13 protein-coding genes are annotated in these 16,131 nt (G+C 60.7%); 2 read left to right on the forward strand and 11 right to left on the reverse strand.

Translation table 11 applies throughout. The features are described 5' to 3' along the window. Nucleotides 1-96: 96 nt before the first annotated feature. From C9383_RS14495 to C9383_RS14505, 3 genes are read right to left on the reverse strand one after another with little or no spacing between them, the layout of a single operon-like run. Nucleotides 97-1,278: an acetyl-CoA C-acetyltransferase gene (locus C9383_RS14495; RefSeq protein ID WP_090372083.1), complete on the reverse strand. Its 1,182-nt coding sequence runs from the start codon at nucleotides 1,276-1,278 to the stop codon at nucleotides 97-99. Nucleotides 1,279-1,289: 11 nt separating this feature from the next. After that, nucleotides 1,290-1,949, reverse strand: a complete 660-nt coding sequence (locus tag C9383_RS14500; RefSeq protein ID WP_065872325.1) for a CoA transferase subunit B — start codon at nucleotides 1,947-1,949, stop codon at nucleotides 1,290-1,292. A gap of 35 nt (nucleotides 1,950-1,984) precedes the next feature. Next, nucleotides 1,985-2,683, reverse strand: a complete 699-nt coding sequence (locus C9383_RS14505; RefSeq protein ID WP_090372081.1) for a CoA transferase subunit A — start codon at nucleotides 2,681-2,683, stop codon at nucleotides 1,985-1,987. Nucleotides 2,684-2,816: 133 nt separating this feature from the next. Between C9383_RS14505 and C9383_RS14510 the strand changes: the two genes are divergently transcribed. After that, the gene (locus C9383_RS14510) at nucleotides 2,817-3,719 is read left to right on the forward strand and encodes a LysR family transcriptional regulator (RefSeq protein WP_090372079.1); all 903 of its coding nucleotides are present in this window, start codon (nucleotides 2,817-2,819) and stop codon (nucleotides 3,717-3,719) included. Nucleotides 3,720-3,786: 67 nt separating this feature from the next. On the opposite strand, the gene C9383_RS14515 is transcribed toward C9383_RS14510, so the two are convergent. The 6 genes from C9383_RS14515 to C9383_RS14540 all read right to left on the reverse strand — a co-directional run bounded on the left by C9383_RS14515 (nucleotide 3,787) and on the right by C9383_RS14540 (nucleotide 11,835). Beyond that, nucleotides 3,787-4,116: a hypothetical protein gene (locus tag C9383_RS14515; protein ID WP_060756451.1), complete on the reverse strand. Its 330-nt coding sequence runs from the start codon at nucleotides 4,114-4,116 to the stop codon at nucleotides 3,787-3,789. A 773-nt stretch (nucleotides 4,117-4,889) separates the two neighbouring features. Beyond that, complete coding sequence (locus C9383_RS14520; protein WP_090372077.1) at nucleotides 4,890-5,741, reverse strand: NAD-dependent protein deacetylase; 852 nt, start codon at nucleotides 5,739-5,741, stop codon at nucleotides 4,890-4,892. Nucleotides 5,742-5,749: 8 nt separating this feature from the next. Next, on the reverse strand, nucleotides 5,750-6,190 hold the full coding sequence (locus tag C9383_RS14525) for a CBS domain-containing protein (RefSeq protein WP_090372075.1): 441 nt from the start codon (nucleotides 6,188-6,190) through the stop codon (nucleotides 5,750-5,752). Nucleotides 6,191-6,321: 131 nt separating this feature from the next. Beyond that, a complete protein-coding gene (locus tag C9383_RS14530) occupies nucleotides 6,322-8,271 on the reverse strand; it encodes a DNA topoisomerase III (protein ID WP_090372461.1) in 1,950 nt (649 codons plus the stop codon). A 195-nt stretch (nucleotides 8,272-8,466) separates the two neighbouring features. After that, nucleotides 8,467-10,089: an MFS transporter gene (locus C9383_RS14535; RefSeq protein WP_090372074.1), complete on the reverse strand. Its 1,623-nt coding sequence runs from the start codon at nucleotides 10,087-10,089 to the stop codon at nucleotides 8,467-8,469. 84 nt (nucleotides 10,090-10,173) lie between these two features. Beyond that, a complete protein-coding gene (locus C9383_RS14540) occupies nucleotides 10,174-11,835 on the reverse strand; it encodes a GMC family oxidoreductase (protein WP_090372071.1) in 1,662 nt (553 codons plus the stop codon). 129 nt (nucleotides 11,836-11,964) lie between these two features. Between C9383_RS14540 and C9383_RS14545 the strand changes: the two genes are divergently transcribed. Beyond that, nucleotides 11,965-12,858, forward strand: coding sequence for a LysR family transcriptional regulator (locus C9383_RS14545; RefSeq protein ID WP_060756446.1), 894 nt, complete (start codon nucleotides 11,965-11,967; stop codon nucleotides 12,856-12,858). 134 nt (nucleotides 12,859-12,992) lie between these two features. Here C9383_RS14545 and C9383_RS14550 read toward each other — a convergent pair whose 3' ends face one another. Together C9383_RS14550 and C9383_RS14555 are read right to left on the reverse strand one after the other, a co-directional pair. After that, nucleotides 12,993-14,852 (reverse strand): DUF3857 domain-containing transglutaminase family protein, encoded by a 1,860-nt coding sequence (locus tag C9383_RS14550; RefSeq protein WP_090372459.1) that lies wholly within the window; start codon nucleotides 14,850-14,852, stop codon nucleotides 12,993-12,995. Between the two features lie 155 nt (nucleotides 14,853-15,007). Then, nucleotides 15,008-16,108: a DNA alkylation repair protein gene (locus C9383_RS14555; protein ID WP_090372069.1), complete on the reverse strand. Its 1,101-nt coding sequence runs from the start codon at nucleotides 16,106-16,108 to the stop codon at nucleotides 15,008-15,010. Between the last annotated feature and the right edge of the window lie 23 nt (nucleotides 16,109-16,131).

Raw genomic sequence — 16,131 nt, forward strand, 5'->3', positions numbered from 1 at the left:
CCCTCCCACAGGTTGATGGTGTTTTTCTGACGCGGCTGCAAAAAAGAAAAGGCCCGGTTTGCGTGGAACCGGGCCTTTTCCGTAGTGCGCGTTGAATCAGTTGCGTTCGAGGGCGAGGGCTACGCCTTGGCCGCCACCGATGCACAGCGTCGCCAAGCCTTTCTTGGCATCACGCTTGATCATTTCATGCAGCAGGGTCACCAGTACGCGGCAGCCGGACGCACCGATCGGATGGCCGATGGCAATGGCACCGCCGTTGACGTTGACCTTGTCAGCGTCCCACTCCAACTCTTTACCCACCGCCAAAGACTGCGCGGCGAAAGCCTCGTTGGCTTCGATCAGGTCCAGGTCACCCAGTTTCCAACCGGCTTTGTCCAGGCAGCGGCGTGTCGCCGAGACCGGGCCGATGCCCATGATGGCCGGGTCGACGCCGGCATTGGCGTAGCTGGCAATGCGCGCCAATACGGGCAGGCCGAGGGCGCGGGCTTTATCGGCGCTCATCAGCAGCACGGCAGCGGCGCCGTCATTGAGGCTGGAAGCGTTGCCGGCGGTGACGCTGCCGTCTTTCTTGAACGCAGGTTTGAGCTTGGCCAGGGATTCGGCGGTGGTGCCGGCGCGGGGTTGTTCATCCACGGCGAAGGCGACGGGGTCGCCTTTGCGCTGGGGGATCAGGACTGGGGTGATCTCATCGACAAAGCGCCCGGCCTCGATGGCGGCGACGGCCTTTTGTTGCGAGGCGGCGGCGAAGCTATCCTGGGCCTCACGGCTGATGCCGTACTTGTCCACCAGGTTTTCGGCGGTGATACCCATGTGGTAGTCGTTGAACGCATCCCACAGGCCATCGGTGATCATGCTATCGATCATCTTGGCGTGGCCCATGCGCAAACCGGTGCGCGCGCCAGGCAAGACGTACGGCGCCAGGCTCATGTTCTCCATGCCACCGGCAATGATCACCTCGGCGTCACCGCAACGGATGGCTTGGGCGCCCAGGTGCAGGGCCTTGAGGCCCGAACCGCAGACCTTGTTCAACGTCAGGCTGGGCACCGCGTGGGGCAAGCCGGCCAGGATCGAGGCCTGGCGCGCCGGGTTCTGGCCGGAGCCTGCGGTCAGTACCTGGCCGAGGATCACTTCATCCACCTGGGCCGGGTCCAGGCCGGTCTGCTCCAGCAGGCGGCGGATTACGGCAGCGCCCAGTTCCGGTGCCGGAATGCTGGCCAGTGAACCCTGGAAGCTGCCCACGGCGGTGCGGGTGGCAGCAACAATCACGACGTCTTGCATGGAATCTGTCCTCACTGGAAGTGCATTTCTGGAACGTGGTCCGGGACAATCAGTTTACCGGCGGTCTTGCTCACAATCTCCTCGACGCTGACGCCAGGTGCGCGTTCCTTGAGGACAAAAGCGCCATTTTCGATTTCCAGGTAGGCCAGGTCCGTCAGTACACGCTTGATGCAGTTCGCGCCGGTCAGCGGCAGGCTGCATTGGCTGAGCAGCTTGGACTCACCGTCCTTGGACGCGTGGGTCATGATCACGATGATGTTTTCCGCTCCGGCCACCAGGTCCATGGCACCGCCCATGCCTTTGACCAGCTTGCCGGGGATCATCCACGAGGCGATGTTGCCTTGCACGTCCACTTCAAACGCACCGAGCACGGTCAGGTCGACATGGCCGCCGCGAATCATCGCGAAAGACTCGGCGGAGGAGAAGATCGAGGCGCCGATACGCGCGGTCACGGTCTGCTTGCCGGCATTGATCATGTCGGCATCGATGGTGTCTTCGGTCGGAAACGGGCCCATGCCCAGCAGACCGTTTTCCGACTGCAGCATCACTTCCATGCCTTCGGGAATGTAGTTGGCCACCAGGGTCGGAATGCCGATGCCGAGGTTGACGTAGAAACCGTCCTGCATTTCGCGGGCGACGCGTTGAGCCATTTGTTCGCGGGTAAGAGCCATGTTTTTTTCCTCTTATTGTCTGGGCTGGAGGCGGATTATTTGCGGACGGTGCGCTGTTCGATGCGCTTCTCGAAGGTGCCGCAGATGATCCGGTCGACGTAGATGCCAGGGGTGTGGATCTGCGCCGGGTCCAGCTCGCCCGGTTCGACGATTTCCTCGACTTCGACCACGGTGATCTTGCCCGCAGTAGCGGCCAGCGGGTTGAAGTTCTGAGCGGTGTGGCGATAGATGACGTTGCCGAAGTGGTCGGCTTTCCAGCCTTTGACGATGGCGAAGTCACCGGTGATGGACTCTTCCATCAGGTAGGGGCGACCATTGAATTCGCGGGTTTCCTTGCCTTCTGCAACCGGAGTGCCGACACCGGTTGCGGTGAAGAAGGCCGGAATGCCGGCGCCGCCGGCGCGCATTTTTTCCGCCAGGGTGCCTTGGGGGGTCAATATCACTTCGATTTCGCCGCTGAGCAGCTGCTTCTCGAACAGTGCGTTTTCACCGACGTACGAAGCGATCACCTTGCTGATCTGCTTTTCTTCCAACAGCACGCCCAGGCCAAAACCATCCACGCCGCAGTTGTTGGAAACCACGGTCAGGTTGCGGGTGCCTTTGCGCTTGATCTCGGCAATCAGGTTTTCCGGAATGCCACACAGGCCAAAACCACCGGATAACACGGTCATGCCGTCTTCCAGGCCTGCCAGGGCTTCTTCATAGGACGCCACGCGTTTATCGAAACCTGCCATACGCACCTCTTTTATTGTTTGTGGGCCAGCCAATGAACCGAGTGTTGCGCCGAAGCATTGATTTGTTAAGTTGTTTTTTAAGGTTGATTGATTTAAAAAACAGCATAGTCGCCTGGCCGTTCGGAGTCGCCTCATGACCGTTAAACAGATGCGTGCCTTTCTCGCCGTGGCCCAGAGCCTGAGTTTTGCCGCGGCCTGCGAGCGTCTGCACCTTTCCCAATCGGCGCTGAGCCTGACCATCAAGGGCCTGGAAGAGGGATTGGGCGGACGCTTGTTCAGCCGCAATACCCGTAACGTCGCGCTCACCCCTGAAGGTGAATCGCTGTTGCCGCTGGCGCGTCGGTTGATCGCCGACTGGGACAATGCCGAGGATGAACTACGCCAGCGCTTCACTTTGCAGCGCGGGCGCGTGACGGTGGCGGCGATGCCATCGTTCGCGGGCAACCTGTTACCGCCGATTCTCAAGATATTCCGCGAACGTTACCCCCAAGTGAACGTGACGGTGCACGACCTGATCAACGAGCAGGTACTGGAGATGGTGCGCGACCGGCAGGTGGAATTGGGAGTGGCGTTCGAGCCCTCCGAGGCTTCTTCGCTGGCGTTTACGCCGCTGTACCTGGACCGGTTCATCGCGGTTGTGCCGGGCGATTCACCCTTGGCCGAGCGCGTCGAAATCGACTGGAAAACCCTGTTGGCGCAACCGTTCATTACCTTGCAACGGCCATCCACAGTGCGGGTCATGCTGGAGGAGCACCTCGGCGCCCTGCAGATGAAGCTGCCGGTGGCTCTGGAAAGCCATCAGTTAGCCACGGTGGGCAAGATGGTTGCCAGTGGATTGGGCGTCAGCGCCGTCCCCGCGTTATGTGCGCGGCAGATGGAGGAAGCGGGTGCCCACTGCATCACCTTGAGTGATCCGGTGATCGAAAGGCCCATTGGCGTGCTGACCAAGCCGGGGCATGAGCTTTCGGCGGCGGCGCAGGTATTGTTTGATATCTTCAGGGATGAAGCGGGGAAGGGCAGGTTTCCAACTTTCTAAGTACGGCCACTATAAATATGGGAGCTGGCTGGCCAGCTCCCATACAAGGGTGAGTACTACTTGCCATTTAGTAGTAGCGGTCGATCACTTTAACTTGTGAGTTGTCTTTGAAAGACGCCCACGCATTGTTAAGTGTGTCGAACACCTGCTCGATAAAGTTGCGATCAGCTGCAGCCTTCTTGCCGACATAACCCTGGCCGCGGCGGTACATCTTCAGGCGCGCCGCCAGTTCACGGTTATTGCGGTCGAACTCGGCTTCTTCGGTGTGGGGCGCCAGGCAGTCGATTTTCACTTCGCCCGATTTACCTACCCACAGGATATGGTCGTCGAGTGTGTCTTTCTGCGCTGCGAACATTTCAGCCAATTCATTGATAGTTGGTTGGTTGTTCAGATTCATGTGTAAGCCCCTTGACCAGTTGGCGATCTATCAGTTGATTCACGTTAGTTGTCTCCGGTTCCGAAAACCGGGCGTCAGCGACTGTCTGCCGAATACGGGCAGGGTCTTGAACCTGATGCATGTAGTCTTGCTGATGAACTGCTACGCAATGGTTTCATAACGAAGACAAGCAGCGTTTGAGCTCCTTGTACCGAACCTTGCGGGCCGGTCAGCTTCATCAATCTGCCTTGTGGGCAGTGCACATCCGGAAAAAACAGCTCGGCGGTCAGACGAGCTTGTTCAAAACACGGGTTACCGACGCTCCCGATCCGGGAGACGTCTAGATCATGCAAGGACAAAAACGTTACGTCAACGGTTATGTAGTGATTATTTTAAAGCACTACATAAACTGCTGTAGGGACGGGGGCCTGCCGTAAAACGTGACTTGAGCGTCATTTATTGGAAGACAGGTCGAGGTCAAAAGTGGCTATGTAGTGAGCGGGCTTGCCCTAATGCCAGTCAGTTAAGCGATAAAGCGGGCGATGAATAAATTGTGGGAGGGGGCTTGCTCCCGATGGACTGCGTAGCAGGCCCATTTTTGAGGCCGCTGCGCGGCCTATCGGGAGCAAGCCCCCTCCCACAGTGACCGCGTTAATCCTTAACTGACTGGCATTAGGGCTTGCCCCGCGCTGGGTGGCGCAGCCACCCCAACAAGGATGCTGCGGTGTTTCAGAAAGGCCGAGGTAACTGGGTTTGGGGCGGCTGCGCCACCCAGCGCGGGGCAAGCCCGCTCACTACAGGCATTTCAGTCGTTCGGCCAGCAGGGGTAGCAGCCGCTCGCAGGATGCTTCGATCTTCATCTGTAAAAGGTCGTCTGCGCGGGTCTTGCCCAGGTTGATGGCAATCACCGGCTTGCCTTGCTCGATCATCGCTTTGCACAGGCGAAACGCTGAATAGGCCATCAGTGAGGAACCCACCACCAGCAAGCCTTCGGCGTGCGCCACCGCAGCCATTGCCTTGGCTGCCGTGGCTTGGGCGACATTCTCGCCAAAAAACACCACGTCCGGTTTCAACCGTTGCCCCTTGCAATGGGGGCAGTGGGGGACCTGGAAGCGTTCTTCAAAGGCGGGGTCGAGCAATGTATCGCCGTCGGGCGCTTGTACGGCATCGACATCCGCCAGGTACGGGTTCTGGCTTTCCATCACCCGTTGGATCAGATCGCGCTCGCTGCGCTGCTGGCAGTCCAGGCACAGCACCCGGTGCAGGCTGCCGTGCAGTTCGATCACATCATGACTGCCGGCCTGATCATGCAGCGTGTCGACGTTTTGCGTGATCAAGCCGCTGATTTGTTCGCGGCGTTGCAACTCGGCCAGTGCCAGATGCGCCTTGTTTGGTTGTGCAATGCGCACCCGTGGCCAGCCCAACATGGCGCGAGCCCAGTAACGACGCCGCGCCTGCGGGGTGGCCAGGAACTCCTGATACATCATGGGCGCCTTGCCCCGGCGCACGCCCTCGCTGTCGCGATAATCGGGAATGCCCGACGACGTGCTGATCCCTGCACCGGTCAGTACCAGAAAGCGCCGTTCGGTCATGGCCTGGTGCAGGGTGTCGAGGTGGTCTTCCTGATGTTCCAGCGTATCCAGCATGGGTTCCCCTATTCGCCGCGGATGTACTGCTCCAACTGCTTGATCAGGTCAGCCTGGCTGGCGATGGCTTCCTTCACCAGGTCTCCGATGGACAGCAGGCCCAGCAGTTTGCCGTTTTCGACCACGGGCAGGTGACGAAGGTGGCCGTCGGTCATGATGTTCATGCACTCATCGACCTTTTTGTGAGTGTCGACGGTTATCACCGGAGAACTCATCACCTCATGAACCTTGGTCGTGACTGACGATAGCCCCTTGAGCATGATTTTGCGTGCGTAATCCCGTTCGCTGATGATCCCTACCACTACGCCTTCCTTGACCACCGGCAGGGCCCCGACGTTTTTCTCCGACATACGAACCAGTGCTTCAAATACGGTGTGGTCCCATTGGATGGTATGGACGTCCTGGTTTTTCTGGTCCTTGGCTTTAAGCACTTCTGCAACGGTTTTCATGGCGGCCACTCCGGTGTTGTTGTTAGGAAGTCAGGGTCCTCCTACAGAATCCTAGACGGGCCACTGGGCCGCAAGGTCCAAAGCGGCGTTAAACCTGTCGAAAAGCGTCATTCGCTGGATTTTTTTGACGGTTACCCGCTGTTTGCGGGCTTTTTCCCCCGCCTTGGGGCGGCTGCGGCCTTGCGGGGTGCGCTTTTTCGTTTCTTTTTCCAAGGGGGAGCACTTTTGCCGCCAGGGCTTGCCGGGCCAGTGATGGTCATGCGCATGCCGTTGCAGCGAGCCACTTGCTTGCTCATCCAGGCCGCTTGTTTGGCGACGAATTCTTCCAGGCTCATTTCTCCGCTTTGCACCATGTCCAGCGCCTGTTCCCAGATTGCGGTAGTGCCGGGGTCGGCGATAGCGCGGGGCACTGCGTCGATCAGGCTGAATGCCGCCGGGGTGGCGCAGAGCGCCTTGCCGTTTTTCACCAGGTACCCACGGTCCAACAGCCCCTGGATGATCCCGGCGCGAGTGGCTTCGGTGCCGATACCGGTAGTGTCCTTGAGCTTTTGCTTGAGCAGCGGGTCTTCCACCAGCTTGGCGACGTTTTTCATCGCCTTGATCAGGTCGCCTTCGGTGAAGGGTTTGGGGGGCTGGGTCCACAGGTCTTTCAGGTTGACCTTGGCTACGCTGCAGTCCTGACCTTGCACCAATGTCGGCAAAGCCTGCGGGGCCGGCGCCTCGCGGCCTTTGGCGGGCGCCAGCGCTTCGGGCAAGGCGCGCTTCCATCCCGGCTCGATGATCACTTTACCGACGGCGCGCAACGCCTGGCCTGCACAGTCAAAGTCCGCCTGGGTGCGATCGTACTCGTGGTTGGGCAGGAACTGCGCCAGGTAGCGCGCGCGAACCAGGGTGTAAACGGCGCGGTGTTTGCCGGTCAGTTGGGTGACGTCCTTGCCGGCTCCCGTGGGAATGATGCCGTGGTGCGCGCTGACCTTGGCGTCGTTCCACGCCCGTGAGCGGCGCTGCGGGTCGACATGGGGCATCAGTTCATTCAGCGTCGCGTCCGCCCGCGCCAGTGCGGCAAGAATGTTCGACGCTTCGTGGTGCTGGCTCAGCGGCAGGTAGCCGCAATCACTGCGCGGGTAGGTGATGACCTTGTGGGTTTCGTACAGCGACTGGGCGATGTCCAGGGTTTCCTGGGCGCCGAGGCCGAGCTTCTTCGAGCAGATTTCCTGCAGGGTGCCCAGGTCGAAGGGCAGGGGGGCCACCTCGCGCATGCGCTCGGTACGCAACTTCATCAATCGCGCGGTGGCGGCGTGGCTCATGGCGTCGGCCGCCTCCCGAGCCAGCTGTGGGTTGAGGCAACGACCCTGGTCGTCGCAGGCATCTTCGCCTGCACGCCATTGGGCGGTGAAGGTCATGCGCTCGTGGCGCAGGTCGACATCGATGGCCCAGTAGGCCACCGGCACGAAGTCGGCGATGCTGCGGTCGCGGTCCACCACCAGGCGCAAGGTTGGCGTCTGTACCCGGCCTACCGGCAATACGCCCTGATAACCGGATTGGCGCCCGAGCAGGGTGAACAAGCGGCTCATGTTCATACCGATCAGCCAGTCGGCGCGTGAACGGCCGAGGGCCGAGTGATACAGGCTGAAGGTTTCAGCGCCGGGCTTGAGTGCGGCCAGGGCCTTGCGAATGGAGGCGTCATCCAGCGCCGACAGCCACAACCGCTGGATGGCCCCGCGATAGCGGCAATGCTCTATCAGTTCACGGGCGATCATTTCACCCTCGCGGTCGGCGTCGGTGGCGATCACCAACTCCTGGGCTTCCCCCAGCAGACGCTTGACCGCCTTGAACTGGCTGGCGGTCTTGGGCTTGACCAGCATCTTCCACTTCTGCGGGACGATCGGCAGGTCGGCCAGTACCCAGCGTTTGTATTTGGCGTCGTAGGCATCCGGCGGGGCGGTTTCCAGCAGGTGGCCGATGCACCAGGTGACTGTGACCCCAATGCCCAGCCAGCACCCGTCGCCGCGCCGGCTGGCGCCGAGCACGGCCGCGATATCTTTGGCCTGGGAGGGTTTTTCACAAAGGTACAGCCGCATGGTCATCACATCAGATCGGGTTGATGCCTTGCAGGATGCGCAGTTGGAGGGTTTTGATCAACTGTTATCTGTATGGATGTACAGCAAAATGTGAGGGGGGCTTGTTTGCGATGGCGGTGCTTCAGTCACAAGTGCATTGACTGAGCGACCGCTATCGGGAGCAAGCCCCCTCCCACAAGGGATCAGCAGAGCGGATCAGTTGTTATTGATGTCCACATGCCGGGTTTCCTTGAGGCAGAACAACCCCATGATCAAGCTCACCCCGGTGACCACCACCGGGTACCACAAGCCGTAGAAGATATCGCCGGTGTACACCACCAGCGCAAACGACACTGTCGGCAGGAACCCGCCGAACCAGCCGTTACCGATATGGTAGGGCAGCGACATCGAGGTATAGCGGATCCGCGTCGGGAACAGCTCGACCATCAACGCCGCCAGCGGCCCGTAGCACATGGCGGCAATCAGGATCAGCGCCACGATCAACACCACCACCATCACCTTGTTGACCTGGGCCACATCCGCTGATGTCGGGTAACCGGCCAAGGTCACAGCGCCACGCAGGGCGGCTTCGTCGAAACCGTCGATGCGCACATCGCCCACGTTGACCTGCACCGAGCTGCCTGTCGGGGCGGCGGCGCTGTGGTAAGGCAGGCCTTGTTTGACCAGGAAGGTCTTGACCTTGTCGCACGGGCTGTCAAAACGTGCCTTGCCCACTGGATCGAACTGGAAGGTGCAGGTGGCAGGGTCTGCCAAGACGGTGATCGGTGCCTGGCGGCTGGCCTGGTCCATCGCCGGGTTGGTGTAATGGGCCAGGCCCTTGAAGATCGGGAAGTACAGCACGGTCGCCAGCAGCAGGCCGAGCATCAACACCGGTTTGCGGCCCAGCTTGTCCGACAGCCAGCCGAACAGGATAAAGAACGGCGCGCCAATCACCACACTGATGATCAGCAGCATATTGGCCAGGGCCGGGTCCATCTTCAAAAATTGGGTGAGGAAGAACAAGACATAGAATTGTGCCGCGTAAAAGGTCACCGCCTGGCCGCCGTTGATGCTGAACAGGGCGATCAACACCACCTTGAGGTTTTCCCATTTGCCGAAGGATTCGCGGATCGGCGATCGGCTGGCCTTGCCTTCCTCTTTCATTTTCAGGAACGCGGGCGACTCGTGCAGGCTCATGCGAATCCAAGTGGAAATGCCCAGCAGCACGATGGAGAACAGGAACGGGATACGCCAGCCCCACACCTCGAACTGGTCGCCGGTGAAGTAACGGCAGGCCAGCACGACCAGCAGTGACAACAACAGGCCAATGGTGGCGGTGGACTGAATCCAGCTGGTGTGCAAACCGCGTTCGCCGGCGGGGGCATGTTCGGCCACGTAGGTGGCCGCGCCGCCGTACTCACCGCCCAGTGCCAGGCCCTGCAGCATGCGCAGTACGATCAGGATGATCGGCGCGGCGATGCCGATGCTGGCGTAGTTGGGCAATAAGCCGACGCAAAAGGTCGCCACGCCCATCAGGATGATGGTGACCAGGAACGTGTATTTGCGCCCGATCATATCCCCCAGGCGGCCGAATACCAGGGCGCCGAACGGCCGCACCACAAAGCCGGCAGCAAAGGCCATCAACGCGAAGATAAACGCGGTGGTGTCGTTGACCCCCGCAAAGAACTGTTTGCTGATGACCGCCGCCAGGGCGCCGTAGAGAAAAAAGTCATACCACTCGAACACCGTGCCCAGGGATGAGGCGAAGATGACTTTCTTTGAGTCGTTGCTGGTGCTCGCGTCGATTACCGAGCCCAGGGGTTGAGCATGTTCTGACATCGGGTAGCCCTCACAGTGATTATTTATTGTTGTTCCACTGTCGGCGCCGGGGGCGGCGCCGCTATTGCTTCATTCATTGCCTCATTAAGCCGGATGCGCTGCGTTTTCGTTGACGTTCTTCGCGAGCAAGCTCGCTTCTACAGTATTGGGCGACAAGATGAGCTGCGCCGCTTTCTCAGCGATCATCAAGGTCGGTGAGCAGGTGTTGCCGGAAGTGATGCGCGGCATGATCGACGCATCGGCGATGCGCAGGCCGGGTACGCCATGCACCCGCAGTTGCGCGTCGACCACCGCGTCCTTGTCATCGCCCATGCGGCAGGTGCCCACTGGATGGAAGATCGTGGTGCCGATCCGCGCGGCGGCTTCGTGCAGTTGCTCTTCGGTTTGCAGTGCGTCACCAGGCAGGTATTCCACCGGCTTGAACTGGCTCAGCGCCGGCGCTGCAACAATCCGCCGAGTCAGGCGGATCGCGTCGGCGGCCACTCGCAGGTCTTCCGGATGGCTGAGGTAGTTGGGCCGGATCAATGGGGCATCTGCCGGGTTGGCCGAACGGATATCGATGCGGCCACGGCTGTGTGGGCGCAGGTCGCAGACCGAGGCGGTAAAGGCCGGGAACCCGTGCAACGGCTCGCCAAAACGCTCCAGGGACAGCGGCTGCACATGGTATTCAAGGTTGGCCGAAGTCTGCTCGGGGCCGGAGCGGGCAAACGCGCCGAGCTGGCTGGGCGCCATCGACAACGGGCCACTGCGGTCATACAGGTAGCGCAGGCCCATGCCCATCTTGCCCCACACCGAGCCTGCGATCTGGTTCAGGGTGCGTGCGTTTTCCAGTTTGTAGATCAGGCGCAACTGCAGGTGGTCCTGCAGGTTGCCGCCCACCCCCGGCAGGTCATGCAGCACATTGATGCCCAATGGCTTGAGCACGTTGGAAGGACCTATCCCAGAGCGCTGCAGAATGCCCGGGGAGCCCACGGAACCGGCGCACAGCACGATCTCCTGGCGCGCCTTCCAGCCGACCTGCTGGCCATGCTGACGGCCTAGGACGGTGGTTGCCCGGCCGTTTTCCAGCAACACGCGGTCGACTTCCACCTCGGTCAACACGGTGAGGTTGGGCCGCTGGCGAATCGGCTTGAGAAACGCCTTCGCTGCGTTCCAGCGTACGCCGGCCTTTTGGTTGACCTGGAAGTAACCGCAGCCTTCGTTATCGCCCTGGTTGAAATCGTTGAGCGCTGCGATGCCGCTTTGCGCGGCCGCGTCGCGGAATGCGTCGAGGATCGGCCAGTGCAGACGCTGTTGTTCGACGCGCCACTCGCCGCCATCGCCGTGAAATGCAGAGCTGCCGGCAAAATGGTTTTCGCTCTGCTTGAACAGCGGCAGTACATCTTTCCAGGCCCAACCCGGATTGCCCGCCGCCGCCCAGCCGTCGTAGTCCTTGGCCTGGCCGCGCATGTAGATCATGCCGTTGATGGACGAGCAACCGCCCAGCACCTTGCCCCGTGGATAGCTCAGCGCACGGCCCTGCAGGCCCTCCTGGGCTTCGGTCTTGAAGCACCAGTCGGTGCGCGGGTTACCGATGCAGAACAGGTAGCCGACGGGGATATGGATCCAGGGGTAGTTGTCGCGGCCGCCGGCTTCGAGCAGCAGCACACGGTGGGCGGGGTTGGCCGACAGTCGATTGGCCAGCAGGCAGCCGGCCGGGCCGGCGCCCACTATCACGTAATCGTATTGAGCAGTTGCACTGGGCATCTCGGGTCTCGCTTGTTTTTCTTATTGGCTTCATCCTAGTTGTTAGTTTTCGTCTTAAAAATGTTAGTTTTTACCCAGCTGCTGTGCGTTTTTAAACAGCGTGCATGGGACTTGCGCAACGGAGGCGATATGTTCGACTGGAACGACCTGCGGTATTTTCTGGAGTTGCAGCGCAGTGGCCGCCTGCTCACCGCCGCGCAACGCTTGAAAACCACCCACGCCACCGTCGCTCGGCATATCGAAGCCATCGAGAAAAGCCTCGGCACGGCGCTGTTCGTGCAGCACGCCCAGGGCTACGAACTGACGCCCGCGGGCGAAGCGTTGCTCAAGCATGCCGAGGCCATGGAAAACGTCGCATTGCTGGCCGAAGACGAGCTCACTCATTCAGCCGCGCCCCTGGGCAAGATCCGCCTGGGGGTGGCCGAAGGGTTGGGGGTGATGTTCCTCGCCGGCCGCATGGGCGGGCTGTTCGAGCGGTATCCGGGGTTGGAAGTGGAACTGGTGGCGGTGCCGCGCTTCGTCAGCATCCTCAACCGTGAAGCGGAAATCAGCATTCACCTCGAACGCCCCAGCGTCGACCAACTCGTCACGCGCAAACTCACCGATTACCGCCTTGCGCTCTACGCCAGCCGCGCCTACCTGGAGCGTCACCCGCCGATCGAAAAGCGTGAAGACCTCGCCACCCATTCATGGATCGATTACGTGGATGACCTGCTGTTCAGCCAGGAACTGAAATTCCTCAGCAGCTTCTGCCGAAACCCTAAAGTGGTCTTCCACAGCACCAGCGTGATTGCCCAGCACCAGGCTGCGCGTTCGGGGTTGGGCATCGCGGTACTGCCGTGCTTCATGGCGGCGGGGGATGCGGATCTGGTGGCGTTGTTGCCGGGGGAGAGTATTCAGCGCAGTTACTGGATCAGCTCGAGGCGGGAGTTGCACAAATCCGTGAGGTTGCGGGTGTTGTGGGATTACGTCGTGGAGTTGTGCGCACGGGAGCAAGCGTTGCTGCTCAACGAGCCTGACTGAATAAACCGGATAAAAAAATGTGGGAGGGGGCTTGCTCCCGATAGCGATGGCTCAGTCACAGATGTGTTGACTGACCGGCTGCTATCGGGAGCAAGCCCCCTCCCACAATTGGACTGTGTTGCGTCAGGGTGACCTTAAAGCTTCACCACCTGATGCACCTGCTCGGCACACGCGCGCGCATTCTCAATCATCGTGCCAAACGCCTCGCTGGCAATCTCATCGTGGGTCAGCCAGCGCTTTTTCTGGCTCAAGCGGTAGTGGTAGCGCAGTTCGCCATCCTTGAGGGTTCCGTCGAGGTCCAGGTCGTACCAGGGCGAGCGCACTTGGCATCCGGGGATGGCTTTTTCCATTTGCCCGCCGCTGAGGGTGATGGTGTAGTCATTGGTTTCGGGGTTGCCCAGGTACAGTTCAGCCTGTTGTCCGTGGCGGCGATAGTTGATGAAGCTGTCCCAGCGCTCTTTCAAGGATGCATCGCTGTAGACGTAATCGTTCGCCAGTTTTTCCAGGGCATGCTGGTCGTTCAAGGTGGCTTTGACGGTATAGCCATCGTGCATGACGAAGGCGGTGGGCTCGCGGGTGATGTGGCAGTCGCTGATCTCGTTGCCGAAGTTGGCGCAGATGTTCTGGTCGGTGGCAGTGGCGCCTTGCTGGCGGTCGGCGACGCTCAGTTGCATCAGCGGCAGGCGGCTGAAGGTGATGGTGGCCTGGATCGCGCCGTTGCCCTGTTTGTCGAAGTGGACTTTTTTATCCAGAAGCAGGGTGGTTTCGGGGCGTTCCAGCGGGATGTGTTCTTCGCGTACCTGGCCCTGGGCATCGTTGACCAGTACCCAGCGGTCCTGGATGTCCGGCATCACCTGGCCGGGCGCAAACACCGGGTTGGTCGGGTCGAGCCACCACACCTGGTCATCCACTTCGGCACGCACGATGGCGTGGTTCGGGGCGAGGGTGCCGGGGATCAGCAAGGACTCGACCACATCGCCACGGCTGACCCAGGCCGTCTCGGCCTTGATGCCACTGGCCTTGAGCATGGCGGTCAGCAGAATCGCCAGGTCTTTGCAGTCGCCATAACCATGCTGCTCGATTTCCGCCAGGTTGAACGGCACGTAGCCGCGTTCGGTGGCGCGCCAGTCGCCCAGGTAGCGGTAATGGTCGTTGATGTGTTGCATCAGTGCGGCGACTTGTTCGGCCGGTGCCAGGCCGCGTGCGGCGACTACGGCGGCGGCACTTTGCGTGGGCAGGCTGGCGCCAAGGATCTGGTTGTAGCGTTGGGCGAAATCGCCGAAATACGCCTGGCGATCCAGTGCGCTGCCCACCTCCAGGCGCGGGATGCGCAACAGGGCGGCGTTGGCGGATTCGTTGATGTAGTTCAGGTAGGCGGGGGTTGTTTGCACTACGTCCAGAGTCTTGCCGTTGGCCGAGGGCGTCACCTTGAAACCCTCGAACAATTCACTGCGCCATTCGATCGGCCGTTCGGCGGTAAAGCGCGCCTTGAAGTGGTCGCGCCGTGTCGCGCTGGGACCGAACTTGAGCGCGTAGTGAAACTGGGTCATCAGCGGTTTCGCGGGGTTGTGTTCGCGCACGGTCAGGCGGATCTGTGTACCGACGCGCAAGTTGGGGAAGGCCAGGGAGGTCTGCTTGTCGCGGCTGAAACCCTGGTCCGGGTTGGGCGCGGTGCGTGTGTCGATCTGTGCGGCACCCAGTGCTACCGGCTTCGCGCCGGGTTGGGTGGATTGCGCGCTGATCACTTCAAAGGTGTCGCCTTCGGAGTAATCGAAGTCGATGCGCGAAAGCATTTCGCGGCCGTTGGGCTTGAGGATGGTGTAGTGGTAGGTGGTGGTGCAGTCGGTGCTGGCGTCGCGGTTGAAGTGGCAGTGCAGTTCGGTGTCGCTGGCCAGCGGGGCTTCGGCCATGGGTTGCAACGCAGCGTAGGTGGACTGGGCAGCGAGGCCCAGGCTGAGGGCAAGCAACGGGCGGTGAAACGGAAAACGGTACAAACGGGACATTGGCGCCTCGGGTGACACATTGAAACAACTACCCGATGGGTAGTGAGAAGGCGGCGAATGATAATGGATCGCAACAATAAAGGCCAGGATTGTTCGACAATATATTGGCTGTAAGGCCCGAGATAGAGCCTTTTCTATGATTTATGTCAGGGGTTCAGCAGTTCGAATTCGGCGCTCGCAAGCTTTTCGCCATTGATCAAGACATGTACCGCGTGTTTGCCGGGGTAGTGCTTGCGCGTGGTCAGCTCGCGGATATGTTGTTCACGACGGATGCTCTGACGCTCGCCTGCGCCGAGGGTAAATGCCTTGAGCTTGAACACCTTGGCCGCGCTGTGACCGGCGCTTTTGACGTAATCGATGGCGTAGTCCACCACCAGCTTTTGCGCAGCGGCGGCGGTGGATTCCAGGCTGAAAGACAGGTTGATGCGTTCCCCCAGGCGGATCACGGCCGGTGTGACGCAAAGGTGATGAATCTTCACCTCGGCTTTGGCGCCCGCGCCCATGATCGTCAGCGCGCGGCTGTTACCTTGCTTGATCAGGCTGCGCAGTGCGTGACGGGCGATCCAGGCGGTGTGCGGGTTATCCAGGGACCAGCCTTCGATCAGGGTGAGCACCCAGTCCGGGTGGTCCTTGGTGATGTCGTTGAGGTGGTTGGCCACCGATTTGCGCACGTACAGGCTGCTGTCGGCCTTGAGGTTGTCGAGGATCACCTCGCACAGCTCGGGGTTGGCTTGCACTTGACCCAGGCGAAAGGACCAGGGCAGGCGAGGGCGCGAACCTTCGCTGGCGAGGCGACGCACGTGTTCATTGTCATCCAGCGACCAGGTCCGCATCACCGCCAGGGTGCGTTCGAAGTCATCCAGCAGGAACTGGCGGATAGCGAATTCGGCTGAACCAAAGGTGGTGAAGTATTTGAGCGCGGCCATGGAGCGCTCGAAGTCGTCACGCCCGTAACTGGCCACGTAGTGCGGCAGGAACAGGCTGACGAACCCGCTGTTCAGGCGCGGGGCCAGCGCATAAAGCAGCTTGAGGGTGTGCGGGTAATCCAGTGGGATGACCGCATGCAGGCTTTCACTGACCCGCGCCATGCGCTGCATCACCGACAACTCGGCAAGCCCCGCCTTGGCGCGCTTGAGGAAGCCCTTGGCGTCGAAATCCGGGTACACCGCCGTCATCTCGGTGGCGATGTGTTGCAGGCGTTCGAGGTTGAAGATTTCCTTGAGGGCCGGGGCGCTTTGTTCGGTCATCGGTGAGTCCATGCAGGGTGGGG

Source organism: Pseudomonas palleroniana, assembly GCF_003031675.1.
Lineage (GTDB): Bacteria > Pseudomonadota > Gammaproteobacteria > Pseudomonadales > Pseudomonadaceae > Aquipseudomonas > Aquipseudomonas palleroniana.

Coding starts and splice junctions, on each gene's coding strand:
- C9383_RS14495 (WP_090372083.1), bottom strand. CDS start 1,278: ATGCAAGACGTCGTGATTGTTGCTGCCACCCGCACCGCCGTGGGCAGC.
- C9383_RS14500 (WP_065872325.1), bottom strand. CDS start 1,949: ATGGCTCTTACCCGCGAACAAATGGCTCAACGCGTCGCCCGCGAAATG.
- C9383_RS14505 (WP_090372081.1), bottom strand. CDS start 2,683: ATGGCAGGTTTCGATAAACGCGTGGCGTCCTATGAAGAAGCCCTGGCA.
- C9383_RS14510 (WP_090372079.1), top strand. CDS start 2,817: ATGACCGTTAAACAGATGCGTGCCTTTCTCGCCGTGGCCCAGAGCCTG.
- C9383_RS14515 (WP_060756451.1), bottom strand. CDS start 4,116: ATGAATCTGAACAACCAACCAACTATCAATGAATTGGCTGAAATGTTC.
- C9383_RS14520 (WP_090372077.1), bottom strand. CDS start 5,741: ATGCTGGATACGCTGGAACATCAGGAAGACCACCTCGACACCCTGCAC.
- C9383_RS14525 (WP_090372075.1), bottom strand. CDS start 6,190: ATGAAAACCGTTGCAGAAGTGCTTAAAGCCAAGGACCAGAAAAACCAG.
- C9383_RS14530 (WP_090372461.1), bottom strand. CDS start 8,271: ATGCGGCTGTACCTTTGTGAAAAACCCTCCCAGGCCAAAGATATCGCG.
- C9383_RS14535 (WP_090372074.1), bottom strand. CDS start 10,089: ATGTCAGAACATGCTCAACCCCTGGGCTCGGTAATCGACGCGAGCACC.
- C9383_RS14540 (WP_090372071.1), bottom strand. CDS start 11,835: ATGCCCAGTGCAACTGCTCAATACGATTACGTGATAGTGGGCGCCGGC.
- C9383_RS14545 (WP_060756446.1), top strand. CDS start 11,965: ATGTTCGACTGGAACGACCTGCGGTATTTTCTGGAGTTGCAGCGCAGT.
- C9383_RS14555 (WP_090372069.1), bottom strand. CDS start 16,108: ATGACCGAACAAAGCGCCCCGGCCCTCAAGGAAATCTTCAACCTCGAA.